General features: G+C 71.6%; 12 protein-coding genes. 7 read left to right on the top strand and 5 right to left on the bottom strand.

The genetic code is table 11. From position 1 onward, the window contains the following. Nucleotides 1-4: 4 nt before the first annotated feature. A complete protein-coding gene (locus ABT053_RS16275) occupies nucleotides 5-358 on the bottom strand; it encodes a DUF3140 domain-containing protein (RefSeq protein WP_350969823.1) in 354 nt (117 codons plus the stop codon). Between the two features lie 622 nt (nucleotides 359-980). Between ABT053_RS16275 and ABT053_RS16270 the strand changes: the two genes are divergently transcribed. Next, nucleotides 981-1346 (top strand): hypothetical protein, encoded by a 366-nt coding sequence (locus ABT053_RS16270; protein ID WP_350969822.1) that lies wholly within the window; start codon nucleotides 981-983, stop codon nucleotides 1344-1346. Between the two features lie 55 nt (nucleotides 1347-1401). On the opposite strand, the gene glyA is transcribed toward ABT053_RS16270, so the two are convergent. Beyond that, on the bottom strand, nucleotides 1402-2739 hold the full coding sequence (gene glyA, locus ABT053_RS16265; RefSeq protein ID WP_350969821.1) for a serine hydroxymethyltransferase: 1338 nt from the start codon (nucleotides 2737-2739) through the stop codon (nucleotides 1402-1404). Between the two features lie 531 nt (nucleotides 2740-3270). Here glyA and ABT053_RS16260 point away from each other — a divergent pair. From ABT053_RS16260 to ABT053_RS16250, 3 genes are all read left to right on the top strand, one after another. After that, nucleotides 3271-3879, top strand: a complete 609-nt coding sequence (locus ABT053_RS16260) for a TetR/AcrR family transcriptional regulator (protein ID WP_350969820.1) — start codon at nucleotides 3271-3273, stop codon at nucleotides 3877-3879. A gap of 430 nt (nucleotides 3880-4309) precedes the next feature. Further along, nucleotides 4310-6043 (top strand): ABC transporter ATP-binding protein, encoded by a 1734-nt coding sequence (locus tag ABT053_RS16255; RefSeq protein ID WP_350969819.1) that lies wholly within the window; start codon nucleotides 4310-4312, stop codon nucleotides 6041-6043. Between the two features lie 98 nt (nucleotides 6044-6141). Then, nucleotides 6142-8052 carry an ABC transporter ATP-binding protein gene (locus ABT053_RS16250; RefSeq protein WP_350969818.1) on the top strand — a complete coding sequence of 637 codons (1911 nt, stop codon included), beginning with the start codon at nucleotides 6142-6144 and terminating at the stop codon, nucleotides 8050-8052. A 322-nt stretch (nucleotides 8053-8374) separates the two neighbouring features. Here ABT053_RS16250 and ABT053_RS16245 read toward each other — a convergent pair whose 3' ends face one another. Beyond that, entirely contained in the window at nucleotides 8375-8722 is a 348-nt protein-coding gene (locus ABT053_RS16245; RefSeq protein ID WP_350969817.1) for a YciI family protein, read from the bottom strand. A 261-nt stretch (nucleotides 8723-8983) separates the two neighbouring features. Here ABT053_RS16245 and ABT053_RS16240 point away from each other — a divergent pair, with 261 nt between their 5' ends. Next, nucleotides 8984-9862 carry an NAD(P)H-binding protein gene (locus tag ABT053_RS16240; protein ID WP_350969816.1) on the top strand — a complete coding sequence of 293 codons (879 nt, stop codon included), beginning with the start codon at nucleotides 8984-8986 and terminating at the stop codon, nucleotides 9860-9862. Nucleotides 9863-10106: 244 nt separating this feature from the next. On the opposite strand, the gene ABT053_RS16235 is transcribed toward ABT053_RS16240, so the two are convergent. Further along, a complete protein-coding gene (locus ABT053_RS16235; protein ID WP_350969815.1) occupies nucleotides 10107-11054 on the bottom strand; it encodes a DUF2218 domain-containing protein in 948 nt (315 codons plus the stop codon). A 121-nt stretch (nucleotides 11055-11175) separates the two neighbouring features. Between ABT053_RS16235 and ABT053_RS16230 the strand changes: the two genes are divergently transcribed. Continuing rightward, complete coding sequence (locus ABT053_RS16230; RefSeq protein ID WP_350969814.1) at nucleotides 11176-11787, top strand: ArsR/SmtB family transcription factor; 612 nt, start codon at nucleotides 11176-11178, stop codon at nucleotides 11785-11787. A 177-nt stretch (nucleotides 11788-11964) separates the two neighbouring features. Then, the gene (locus tag ABT053_RS16225) at nucleotides 11965-12819 is read left to right on the top strand and encodes an NAD-dependent protein deacetylase (RefSeq protein WP_350969813.1); all 855 of its coding nucleotides are present in this window, start codon (nucleotides 11965-11967) and stop codon (nucleotides 12817-12819) included. On the opposite strand, the gene ABT053_RS16220 is transcribed toward ABT053_RS16225, so the two are convergent. Continuing rightward, nucleotides 12813-13127 carry an alpha/beta fold hydrolase gene (locus ABT053_RS16220; protein ID WP_350969812.1) on the bottom strand — a complete coding sequence of 105 codons (315 nt, stop codon included), beginning with the start codon at nucleotides 13125-13127 and terminating at the stop codon, nucleotides 12813-12815. The genes ABT053_RS16225 and ABT053_RS16220 overlap by 7 nt on opposite strands. Nucleotides 13128-13518: the final 391 nt, after the last annotated feature.

Here is a 13518-nt window from a genome sequence, read left to right as displayed (position 1 = left end):
GAGGTCAGCCTCCCAGCCGTGACGGCCGCAGCGGGTTGTGCCCGACCTCGAGCAGCGCCCGCCGCCGGTCGTCGTCGTCATCGTCGACCGCTCCCTCGGCCAGTGTGTCCTCGACGCGGTCGACGGCCTGCCGCATCGTCTCGACGTCGTCGGCGGTCAGGTCGGCCTTCCGCTTGCCGAGAACCTGGAGCACCTGGCGTCCGAGCGGCGGCATGGCCGCCTCGGGGCTCACCGTGTCGCCCCCGGCCGCCGACGCCGAGGCCAGGAGGAAGGCCCTCAGCTCCTCCGACGTCATGTTCACGACTTCGTGGAACTCCTGCCACACCAGGTCGAGGATCAGATCCGATTCGTCGGCCACCGTGCTCTCCTCTCATGCCGGGCCGGTACGGCCACGCCCCGGACACGAACCGGCCACCGGCGGATCGGAGCTCCCACGGGTGGGAGTGCGCGCGGCGACGGGCGCACGGCCCGCCCTACCCCGCCTTCCACACCGCTAACACGAGAGCCGGGACACGGACGGAGAAAGAGACCTTCGCAGCCGGATGAGAGCCACCCTCGGGCGGGGCCGCCCTCCGAGCGCACGCCGCTGTCCGGACAGCGGCGGCCGACCGGCCGGGGCCTCCGAAACAGAACCCTCTCGGACGGGCCTTCCGAAAAAGTCCTCCAAGGAGGGGAAGACGGCCCTGCCACAGAGTGATCTCATACAACCAAAGCCATTCCGCCACCATTTTCTTAAATGTCAGAATTTAAGATGAAATTTGTCGCCAGAGCCGAATCTGCGATTCCCGCTCCGGCACGACCTCGACCTTTCCCTTCGGCGGCGATCCCGGACCAAGGCTTTGTCTTGTGCGGGGTGAACGCCCGGATGCCCCTGAAGTAGCGTTTTGTGTGACATCGATCCCGCATATTGCTGAAAACCGGATTGGCGCCCTTCAGGACCAGGCGGCATGCCGGACTGAAAACATCAGAGAGGGAGTGACATGTTCAAGCACGTTCTCACCATCGGCACATTGGCGGCCTCCGGCTTCATCGTCGCCATGACGATGCCGGCTCAGCCCGCCGGGGCGAAGTCGACACCCCAGGAAGCCGTTCCGGTATCCGTACTTCCGAGTGATCCGTCCCCCGGCGGTCACCGACAGCACCGCTCCTCACCCAGCCGTTACCAGCACCGCTCCTCACCAGGCCGCCGGCAGCAACGACCCGAGGCCGACCGCCAGCAGCGACGACCCGAGGCCGATCACCAGCAGCGACGACCCGAGGCCGACCGCCAGGACGGCTCCTCGCCCGACCCCCGGCACTACTCCGTGCGCGGCAATCAGTACTACTGGCCCGGCAGCCCCTTCTAGTCGAGATGTTCCGACGCGGGCCGGTGGTCGTGGACGATCGGCCGGCCGGCCCTCCTCAGGCGGGGTTGTCCACCGTGAAGCGCACTCCGGAGAAGCGGCTCCGCCACTCGGTGACCTCCGGCGCCACGGTGGCCGGGTCGACGTTCTCGTCCAGGCCCCGGGCGATGAACGAGGCCAGCTCCGGCATGTCCGCCCCGGTCATCCCGAGCCTGACGAGTTCCGGCGTACCGACGCGCAGGCCGTTCACGTCCCCCTCGACCGCCTCCGACGGCAGGCCGATGCCGCAGGCGAGGAGGTTGGCCTCGCGCAGCCGCCGGGCGGCCCGCTGGCCGCCGCCGTAGCGGTGGGCCATGACGGCGAACTGGTGCGAGCGGGTGCATCCGCGCTCGGCGGCGAAGACCGGGACCCCGAGGGCGAGCAGCTCGTCCGCGAGCCGCCGCGCGGTCGCGACCATCTCCCGCGCGTAGGCGGGTCCCACGGCCTTCCAGTCGAGCATCGTCATGGCGAGCGCCGCGGTCTTGCCCGCGTCGAAGTTCGCGGTCAGCCCCGGGTAGGCGATCGCGTCGAGCCGCTGCGCCAGCTCGGCGTCGTCGGTCACGACGAGCCCGCCCGCGGGACCGCCCAGGCTCTTGTACGTGCTCATGGTGATCAGGTGGGCGCCCTCGTCGAGGGGCTGCGGCCAGACCTTCCCGGCGATCATCCCGCACAGGTGGGCGGCGTCGAAGAGCACGCGGGCTCCGACCGAGTCGGCGATCTCGCGGATCCGCGCCACGGGGTGGTGGAACAGGTTGAGGCTGCCGCCGATGGTGATCAGTTTCGGCCGTACCCGCGCGGCGAGCTCTCGCAGGGCGTCGACGTCCACCGTGTAGCCGTCGGACGTGACGGGGGCGGGGACGATCCGCAGCCCGTACAGCCCGGCCGCGCCCGGCTGGTGGTGGGTGACGTGGCCGCCGATGCTCGCCGGAGGGGCGATGATCGTGTCACCGGGTTCGCAGGTGGCCATGAACGTGTAGAGGTTCGCGAGCGCCCCGGAGCCGACCCGCACCTCGGCGTAGCCCGCGCCGAAGACCTCCGCGGCCAGCTCGGCGGCGACGATCTCGATCTGCTCGATCGCCTCCAGTCCCATCTCGTACTTCTCACCCGGGTAGCCCAGCGACGGCCGCGACCCGAGGTTGGCCGAGAGCAGGGCCTCGGCCCTCGGGTTCATGATGTTCGTGGCCGGATTCAGGTTGACCGACTCCACGTCGTGGATGCGGTGGTTGTCGGCCACCAGCCTTTCGATCTCGTTCTGGACCGAGGAGGCGGTCTGGTCCATCACGGCCTTCAGGACGGACTGGACGCGATCCTCGGTGGCGGCGGGCACCCAGGGGCGGTGGGCGAGGGCACGGGGCATCGGGTGATCTCCTGGCCGACAGGCAGACGGCTGTCGCGATGACGTCATGGTGTCTGCCACACGACGTTAGATCGCGGACGAAGCCCGGCGCATCGGGTGAAAGATGAGCTTTCTAGCTGCTTTTTCCTACATTTGCCGGAAAAAGAGCACGAACTTCCTCAGAAAAGATCACTTCTTCCACAGGAACCCCAGACACACCTCCCACCTCCCCGGACGGCCGTTCCACACTCCCGCCACTCCGCGACCGGGCCGCCCCAAAGCCTCGCGGCAGACCACCCCACGCCCCCTTGACCGAGCCACCCCCCAAAGCCCCGCGACAGACCGCCTCACGCCCCCCGCGACCGGACCACCCCAGAACCTCGCGGCGGGCACTCCAGGACCTCACGGCCGAACACCCCGAGCACCCCGAGCACCCCGAGGCCTCGCGGCCGGACACTCTAAGGCCCCAAGACCGAACCGCCCCGAAGCCCCGCGACCGCGCCCATTTAAATGAGTGAGCGACTCACTCACTCCTCCGCTAGGATGCCCGACGTGACCTCGACCTCGCCGCGGGCGGCCCCCCTCCCTCCCGACGAGCGGCGTGCGGCGCTCATCGCCTCCACCCTCTCCCTCGTGCTCGCCGAAGGCCCCGACGTGAGCACCCGGCAGATCGCGCAGGCCGCGGGCGTGGCCGAGGGGACGATCTTCCGGGTCTTCAGCACCAAGGACGAGCTCGTGAACGCGGCCGTGGCCAGCGCCTGCGACTCCTCCCCGCTGCTGGACGAGCTGGAGGCCGTCGACCGTACGACCCCCCTGGACGTGCGGCTCGTCGCGGCGGTCGAGATCCTGCAGCGGCGCACCACGCGCATCTTCCGCCTGGTGGACGCGATAGGACTGAAAGCCGTCGAGGCCGGCCGCAACAGCCAGAACCTCTCCGAGGAGAGGGCCCTCATCGAGCGGATACTCACCGACCTGATCGAACCCGCCCGCGAGCGGCTACGGTCCGAACCGCGCGAGACCGCGCGCCGGCTGCACCTGCTGACCTTCGCGTGCACTCATCCCCGGCTCGTCGCGAACGAGCCGATGGCCGCCTCGGAGATCGTCTCCATGCTGCTCGACGGCGTACGCCTGCGCCCCGGCCCTCCCGAGCCGCTCCCCTGACCACCCCCGGAACCTGACCACCCCCCGGAACCTGACCGCCTCGAACCCGACCACCGCGCCCTCGAACCCGCCCCCCGCGCTCCCGAACCGCTTCCCCGGCCCCGGCGGTCCCGGCAACCCGGGACCCCCCGCCGTCCCCGACCTCCCCGAGCCCTCTCCCACCCCTCGACCCGGCTCGACCGGCCTTGCCCCGCCCTGACCGGCCTTGCCCCCTGACCCGTCCTGACCGGCCCTGACCGGCCCCGATCCGATCCCCCGCCTCGGCGTCCTCCTTGACCTCAACCGAGGTTCACGTCGCAGGCTGATCCCCCGACACTCCCCTGGAGGAGATCCCCATGATCCCGGTTATCGGGGCGACGGGCGAGACCGGCCGGTGGCCGGATCCCCGGCACGACGCCCCTCGCCCGGCCACCCCACGTGAAGAGTCCCCATGCTGACCCGCCTGCTCCGCACGTACCTGCGCCCCTACTCGTGGGCGCTGACCGCCGTGGTGGTGCTGCAGCTGGTCGGCACCATCGCCTCCCTGTACCTGCCCAGCCTGAACGCCGACATCATCGACCGGGGCGTCGCCACCGGCGACACCGGCTACATCCTGACCGCCGGCGGCTGGATGCTGCTCGTCTCCCTCGTGCAGATCGCCTGCTCGATCGCGGCGGTCTACTACGGCTCCCACGCGGCCATGGGCTTCGGGCGGGACGTCCGCTCGGCCGTCTTCCACCAGGTCGGCGGGTTCTCCGCCAGGGAGGTCTCCCACTTCGGGCCCCCCTCGCTGATCACCCGCGGCACCAACGACGTGCAGCAGGTCCAGATGCTCGTCGTGATGACCTGCACGATGCTGGTCGCCGCGCCGATCATGGGTGTCGGCGGCATCGTCATGGCCCTGCGCCAGGACCTCGGCCTGTCCTGGCTCATGCTGGTCTGCGTCCCCGCGCTGCTGGTGTCGATCGGCCTGATCATCACCCGCATGGTCCCCCAGTTCCGCGCGATGCAGGACCGCATCGACCTGGTCAACCGGGTGCTGCGCGAGCAGCTCACCGGCATCCGCGTGGTGCGCGCCTTCGTCCGCGAGCGCGAGGAGACCCGCAGGTTCGCCGAGGCCAACCAGGCGCTGACCGACACGTCGCTGCGCGTCGGACGGCTCACCGCGCTCATCTTCCCGACCGTGATGCTGATCCTCAACGTCTCCAGCATCGCCGTGCTCTGGTTCGGGGCCGCGCGGGTGGACAGCGGCGAGATGCAGGTCGGCGCCCTCACCGCGTTCCTCATGTACCTGATGCAGATCCTCATGTCGATGATGATGGCCACCTTCATCTCGATGATGATCCCGCGCGCCGCGGTCTGCGCCGAGCGCATCGTCGAGGTGCTCGACACCGAGTCGTCGGTGACGCCGCCCAGCGACCCCGTACGGCAGGTGAGCGGGCGCGCCGAGCTGGAGATGCGCGACGTCGAGTTCCGCTACCCGGGCGCGGCGGCACCTGTGCTGTCCGGCGTCTCCTTCCGCGCGACCGCGGGGCGGACCACCGCCGTCATCGGCAGCACGGGCTCCGGCAAGACGACGCTGATCTCCCTGATACCCCGGCTGTTCGACGCCACCTCCGGCACGGTCTCGGTCGACGGCGTCGACATCCGCAACCTCGACCCCCAGACGCTCTGGACGCGCATCGGCCTGGTGCCGCAGAGGCCGTACCTGTTCAGCGGCACCGTCGCGAGCAACCTGCGGTACGGCAACCCGGACGCGAGCGACGCGGAGCTGTGGGAGGCGCTGGAGGTCGCCCAGGCCCGCGACTTCGTCGAGGCGATGCCCGAGGGCCTGGAGGCGCCCATCGCGCAGGGCGGCACGAACGTGTCCGGCGGGCAGCGGCAGCGGCTCGCCATCGCCAGGGCGCTGGTCAGCAAGCCGGAGATCTACCTGTTCGACGACTCGTTCTCGGCCCTCGACCTGTCCACCGACGCGCGGCTGCGGGCCGCCCTTCGCCCGCACACCGCGGACGCCGCCGTCGTCATCGTCGGCCAGCGGGTCTCCACCATCGCCGACGCCGACCAGATCATCGTCCTGGACGACGGTGTGATCGTCGGCCTGGGAACCCACGACGAGCTGCTGGATTCCTGTCCCACGTACCTCGAGATCGTCGAGTCCCAACTAGCCGCGGAGACCGCAGCATGAGCGACCGGCCCACGACGACGACCACGCGACCGCGCCCACCCGGCCCCCCGGCCGGAGGCGGCGGCTTCGGAGGGCGCGGCCCCTTCGGGGGTGCCGGGATGCCCGCGGAGAAGTCGATGACCTTCGGGCCGTCCGCGCGACGGCTGATCCGGCGCCTGGACCCCGACCGCCCGAAACTCCTCGCCGTGATCGCCCTCGCCGTGATCAGCGTGGTGCTGAACGTCGTCGGGCCGAAGATCCTCGGCTACGCGACGGACATCATCTTCACCGGGGTGATCGGCAGGCAGCTGCCCCCCGGCACGACCCAGGAGCAGGCGATCGCCGCCGCCCGCGCGTCGGGCAACGACAACTTCGCCAACCTGCTCTCGGGCCTGGACCTCGTGCCCGGCCAGGGCATCGACTTCGGCGCGCTGGGCACGGTCCTGCTGTGGGTCCTGGGGATCTACCTCGCGGCGTCGGCCTTCGCCTGGATCCAGGGGTACGTGCTCAACGACGTGGTGCAGCGCACCGTGTTCCGGCTGCGCGAGGAGGTCGAGGACAAGCTGAACCGGCTTCCCCTGCGGTTCTTCGACGGCCAGCCGCGCGGCGAGCTGCTCAGCCGGGTCACCAACGACATCGACAACGTGTCCCAGTCCCTGCAGCAGACGCTGAGCCAGCTGCTCACCTCGGCGCTGACCGTGATCGGCGTGCTGGCGATGATGTTCTTCATCTCGCCGCTGCTCGCGCTGATCGCGCTGGTCACCATCCCGCTGTCGATGGTCGTCACCGCGCGGATCGCGAAGCGCTCGCAGAAGCACTTCGTCGCGCAGTGGGCCCACACCGGCAGCCTGAACGCCCACATCGAGGAGGCGTTCACCGGTCACGAGCTGGTGAAGGTCTTCGGACGCCGCCCCGAGGTCGAGGAGGTGTTCAGGCAGCGGAACGAGGAGCTGTTCAAGGCCAGTTTCGGCGCCCAGTTCGTCTCCGGGATCATCATGCCGACGATGATGTTCATCGGGAACCTCAACTACGTCGCCATCGCCGTCGTCGGCGGCCTGCGGGTCGCCACCGGGTCGATGAGCCTGGGCGACGTGCAGGCGTTCATCCAGTACTCGCGGCAGTTCACCCAGCCACTCACCCAGGTCGCCTCGATGGCCAACCTGCTGCAGTCGGGGGTGGCCTCGGCCGAGCGGGTCTTCGAGCTGCTGGACGCCGAGGAGCAGGCCCCGGACCCCGCAGTTCCGGTGCCTCCGACCGTCAGGCGGGGGCGTGTCGAGTTCGAGGACGTGTCCTTCAGCTACGACCCGGAGCAGCCTCTCATCGAGGACCTGTCCCTGGTCGCCGAACCCGGGCACACGGTCGCGATCGTCGGCCCGACCGGCGCGGGCAAGACCACCCTGGTCAACCTCGTCATGCGCTTCTACGAGCTGGACTCGGGCCGGATCACCCTCGACGGCGTCGACATCACCGCGATGCGCCGCGACGACCTGCGCTCGCACATCGGCATGGTGCTCCAGGACACCTGGCTGTTCGGCGGCACCATCCGCGAGAACATCGCCTACGGCAACCCGCTGGCCACCGAGGAACAGCTCCAGGCCGCCGCGCGCGCCACGTTCGTCGACCGGTTCGTCCGCACCCTGCCCGACGGCTACGACACCGTGATCGACGAGGAGGGGAGCAACGTCAGCGCCGGGGAGAAGCAGCTGCTCACCATCGCCCGCGCCTTCCTCGCCGACCCGTCCCTGCTCATCCTGGACGAGGCGACCAGCTCGGTCGACACCCGTACGGAGGTCCTGGTGCAGCACGCCATGGCCGCGCTCCGCTCGGACCGCACCAGCTTCGTCATCGCCCACCGGCTGTCGACCATCCGCGACGCGGACCTCATCCTGGTGATGGACGCGGGGCGCATCGTCGAGCATGGCACCCACGACGAGCTGCTCGCCGCCCGGGGCGCCTACCACCGCCTGTACTCGGCGCAGTTCAGCGGCGCCGTCGTCACGGACGAGGAGGAGCCCACCGCCGTGCGCTGAACGTGACCGCGCGGCCCGGGGCCCTCCGATCCCGAGCCGCGCGGCCGTCCACCCCGTCGGACCCGCCGCCGATCGTGGCTACTCGGGCGACGGCGGGCCGCCGGGAGCCGGCGCCCCCTCACCGGAGATCCGTAGCCGCCACGCCGTCGGATTGGCCGATCCGGGAAGAAAATTCGGCCGCGTCCCGCCGGACCCGGCTCGCGGCCGTCGGCCGGAACCCGCCCGGCCCGGTCGCCGGTCGTTCTCCGTGACCCGCCGCCCCGCCCCGCCCGGCCCGGTCGCCGGTCGTCGCCATGCCCCGCCGCCCCGGCCGCCCGGCGGCTCAGGAGGGCGCGCTCCAGACCGGCCTGACCTCGACACCGGCACCCATCGGGCAGTGCGCGGCGATCTCCAGGGCCTCCTCCAGGTCGGCGCAGTCGACGAGGTAGAAGCCCGCGAAGTCCTCCCTCCGCTCGGCGAAGGGAGCCTTCGCGACCGACACCCCGTCATCGGAGGGGCGCAGCGTCACGGCCTCCCCCGCCGGCATCACGGCCTCGCCGGAGAACTCGATCCCGCGCTCCCCGAGGAACCGGGCGAACGCCCGGTGCTCGTCCAGCGCGGCTCCCATCTGCTCCTCGGAGACCGAGTCCCAGTAACCCTCGGGATCGAACAGCGACAGCATGAACCTCATGCGAACCTCCTCGTGCGGGGCGGTCGTGGACTTCCAGGTCCCGGCATGGTGCCAGAAGACGCCGACAGAACGGCCCCCGGAAGCAACCGGTCCCGCCCGGGAGAACGGCCTCCGGAAGCAACCGGTCCCGCCCGACAGAACGGCCTTCGGAAGCCTCCGGTGCCGCCCGGGAGGGAGCGGCCCGTATCACGTCTCCTTGACCTCAACTAAAGACGAGGTTGCAGGCTGGTCCAGAGCGTCCCACCGACGAAGGAGATCCACATGATTCTGGTCACCGGCGCGACCGGCAAGGTCGGCGGGCAGGCCGTGTCCCAGCTCCTCGACGCGGGCGCCGCCGTGCGCGCGCTGGCCCGCGACCCCGCGTCCGCCGCCCTTCCCGAGGGCGCCGAGGTCGTACGCGGCGACCTGGCCGACCCGGCCACGCTGGACAACGCTCTGGACGGGGTCGAGGCGGTGTTCCTCGTCTGGCCCACCCTCTCGGCCGACCACGCGGCACCCGCGACCGTCAAGGCGATCGCCGGGCACGCCCGCCGGATCGTCTACCTCTCCGCGCAGGGCGTCCCCGACCCGGCACCGGGCGTGCCCGAGCCGGACCCGGACTCGATCCTCGGCTCCCACGTCCTCATGGAGCGGCTGATCGAACGGTCCGGCCTGGAGTGGACGTTCCTGCGGCCCGGCGGGTTCGCCGCCAACACCCTGATGTGGGCCTCGCAGATCCGGGACACCGGGACCGTCCGCTGGATCCACGGAGCGGCTTCCAGGGCACTGATCCACGAGCGGGACATCGCCGCCGCCGGGGTGAGCGTACTCACCGGAACCGGAACCGGCACGGTCACCGGCCACGCCGGGGCGAGGTACGTGCTGAGCGGTCCCGAGCCCCTGACCCAGATCGAGCAGGTGACCGCCATCGGCGAGGCCATCGGGCGGCCGGTCCGCTGGGAGGAGCTCTCGCCCGAGGTCGCGCGGCGCGGGCTGCTCGACCAGGGCTGGCCGCCCGCCGTCGCGGAGGAGATGGTCGACGCGTACGCGCAGATGGTGACGTCCCCCGAGCCGGTCACCTCCACGGTGCGGGAACTCACCGGGAGGCCGGCCACCCCGTTCCGGCAGTGGGCGGCCGACCACGCCGACGACTTCCGCTGACACCCCCGGCCGGGCCGCGCCACGTCTCTTCGAGAGACGGTGCCGACGGGTCTCTCTTCGAGACACGGTGACGACGGCTCGCGCCGCGAGCCCCGGGCGGACGCGTGCGGGCGGCGGGTCAGCGGCCACGGGATCCAGGCGGTCGCGTGCGGGTCAGCGACCGCCCCACGGGATCCGGGCGGTCGCGCATGAGTGGCGGGTCAGCGGCCCCACGGGACCCGGGCGGGCGCGCACGAGTGGCGGGTCAGCGGCGCCGGGCGATGGTCACCCCGTCGCGCACCGGCAGCATCACCGAGTCCACCCGCTCGTCGGCCGCGATCAGGTCGTTCAGCCGCCGCATCACCACATGCCGCTCCTCCTGGTACGCGGGGTCGAGGACGCGTCCGCCGAGGAAGACGTTGTCCAGCACCACCAGCCCGCCGGGCCGCAGCCGGCGTACGATCTCCTCGTAGTACGCCGGGTAGCTTTCCTTGTCGGCGTCGATGAACGCGAGGTCGATGACCGGCTCGGCGTCGAGGGCGCGCAGCGTCTCCAGCGCGGGGGCGATACGCAGGTCGATCCGGTCGGCGACGCCCGCGCGCTCCCAGTACGGACGGCCGATCGCGGTCCACTCCTCGCTGACATCGCAGGCGAGCAGCCGGCCGCCGTCGGCCAGTCCACGGGCGATGCACAGCGTCGAGTAGCCGGTGAAGACACCGACCTCGACCGCGAAGCGGGCGCCGGTCAGCCGGGTCAGCATGGTGAGCAGCGTGCCCTCGTCGGGGGAGACCTGCATGCGCGCGGCGTCGGCGGTGGCCTCGCGGGTGGCGACGGCCAGCTCCCCGAGGATGTCGTCGGCCGGTGTGTGGTGGCCGAGCAGATACTCGCCGACGACGGGGGCGACGAGCTCCAGCTCACCGGCGTCGATCGGGGCGGTCCACTCGACGACGAGCTCCTCCTGGGTGGCGAAGCGCACCAGGTGACGGGTGATCACGTCCAGGACCCGGGCCAGCGACTCGGCGTCGGCCGCGGCGGCGGTCAGCTCCAGCCCGTCCGGGGCGGGCGTGAGGGTGCAGGTCCCGTCGGAAATCGTGATCGTGCCGCGACCGTCGGGGGCGAGGGCGGTGGTGGCCTTGTGGCCCATGTGCGAGACGAGCTGCTTGAGGTAGCGAGCGGAACGGGCGGTGGTGACACGGGCCGTGGCGAGGGGCATCGGACTCCTTGGGGTCTTCCGGATCAAGTGACGAAAATCCTCGCCACTTCTTCGATGAGGCGATTCTGGGCCGCCGCAGCGGAGTTGTCAAAAGTGTTTAGGATCCTGGACACTTCCGTCCATGGCAGAAGAACGGCCACCCGCGCGCGGGGGCGGCACCGACCCGGACCACCGGTCTCGCGACGAGCGGGACCGGCGGCTCCCCGACGAGCAGGACCACCTCGTGCTGCGCTCGGCCGAGCAGTTCAAGGCCCTCGGGCACCCGATGCGCCACCGCATGGTCAACGTGTTGCGCCAGCGCCCCGCGACGCTGCGCCAGCTCGCCGACGCGCTGGGGATGAGCAAGGGCACCATCGGCTACCACGTGCGCGTGCTGCGCGAGGCCGGGCTGGTCCTGCTTGCCGAGACCCGCCAGGTGCGCGGCGGCACCGAGCAGTACTTCGCGCTGGTCAGCCAGACCTTCAGGCTGCACCAGGACGCGGCGGGCGGCCCGGAGTTCCTGATCAACGCGGCACTCGGCGAGATGCTGCCGGCCGGGCCCGGCCAGGCCTCACACACCGCGCTGCGTCACCTCTGGCTCACCGACGCCGAGGCCCACGCGCTGGAGGCCCGGCTGCGCGCGACGACCGCCGAGCCGCGTTCGACGGATCCCGCGCACGGCGAGCCGTACGGGCTGCTGGTCAGCCTCTTCCGCGTCAACGTGCCCAGCCTGCCCCCGGACGACGGGCCCTGACGGCCCGCGCGGCTCACACTGCCCGCGCGGCTCACACTGCCCGCGCGGGCCGCGCGGCCCCGGAAAGATCGCTCACGACGACCGCCCCCATCGGCCCGAACCCCGATCCGGACGGTCTCCTCCCGTTCGGCGGGGGCCTGAGGTCGCCCGGCGCACGGGGTGGGGCAGCATGGAGGGGTGAGCGACGGTACGAGCACGCTGGCGGAACTACTGGCCGGGGGCGGCGTCCTGGTGCTGAGCGGCGCCGGGATATCGACGGAGTCGGGGATCCCCGACTATCGGGGGCCGGGCGGCACCCTGGCCCGGCACACCCCGATGACCTACCAGGCGTTCACCGGCGACCCGGTGGCCAGGCGGCGCTACTGGGCCCGCAGCTACATCGGGTGGCGGACGATGACCGGGGCCGCCCCGAACAGCGGCCACCACGCGGTCGCGTCCCTCCAGCGGCGGGGCCTGGTGTCCGGCATCGTGACGCAGAACGTCGACGGCCTGCACCAGGCGGGCGGCGCCCGGTCCGTCATCGAACTGCACGGCAACCTGCGGGAGGTGATCTGCCTGGACTGCGGCCACTCCAGCCCGCGCGAGGAGCTGGACCGCCGCCTGACCCAGGCGAACCCGCGCTTCGGCGCCCTGCCCACCGCGATCAACCCGGACGGCGACGTCGAGCTGCCGGACGAGGAGATGGACGCGTTCCAGGTGGTCGGATGCCGGGCGTGCGACGGAGGGATGCTGAAGCCCGACGTCGTCTTCTTCGGGGAGACCGTCCCGGCGGAGCGGGTTCGCGAGTGCTACGCGCTCGTGGAGAGAGCACGCCTGCTCCTGGTCCTCGGATCGTCGCTGACGGTCATGTCGGGCCGCCGGTTCGTGCTGCACGCCGCGAAGCTCGGCATCCCCGTGGCGATCGTGAACCAGGGCCCGACCCGGGGCGACGGCTACGCGACCCTCACCGTCGACGCCCCCCTGGGCACGGTCCTCCCGGAGCTGGTCCGCCTCATCGACACCGGAACGGTGCCCACCGGCTCACCTCACTGATCCACCGTACGGCCGACGAAGCCGAGAACGCGGTCGGTGACCAGCTCGGGGGCCTCCAGCGGGATCGCGTGGCCGATGCCGGGCACGATCTCCGCGTGGCGCAGCGGCAGGAGCCGCCGGGCACGGGCGAGGGCCCGTCGCGGCCGCATCAGCGTGGTGCGTGCCGCGAGGACGAGCTGCGTCGGCACGGTCACGCGACGGAGCTCGTCGTCGGTGAACCGCCGCGCGGGGCTGCGGTGCGGGCGGAAGGCGTGGGCGCCGAGCATGACGGGATTCATGATCTCGGCGCGCTCGACCAGGGCGTGCACGGCCAGGAGACGGGGCCAGCGGGGGTCGCCAGGACGCGGGCGCCCGTATCGCGAACACCGCCGCGAACAGCCCGAGGAGGAACCTCGCGGGCACCCTCTCCAGGCCGCCGGGGTCGAGCAGGGTGACGGAGGCGAGCCGTTCCGGCCGGTGGACGGCCTGGGCATCGCCGTGCTGGCCGGGCAGCGCGACGCGGAGAGCGCCCTGACGATCCTGCGCGGACGCCTCACCCGCCTCGTCCCCACGTGACCCCGCCCCCGTGACGTACGCCCGGCGAAAACCCACGGCGCACGCCCGGCGGAAACCCGTGACGCAAGCCCGGCGGAAACCCACGGCGCCCGTCTGGCGGAAACCCATGGCGCACGTCCGGCGGAAACCCCGTAGCGACCGCCC

This window comes from Streptosporangium sp. NPDC002524, from assembly GCF_040295985.1.
In the GTDB taxonomy this organism is placed as follows: Bacteria; Actinomycetota; Actinomycetes; order Streptosporangiales; family Streptosporangiaceae; genus Streptosporangium.
Note: the sequence above shows the minus strand (reverse complement) of the source record. Positions and strands in the feature narration are given on the sequence as shown.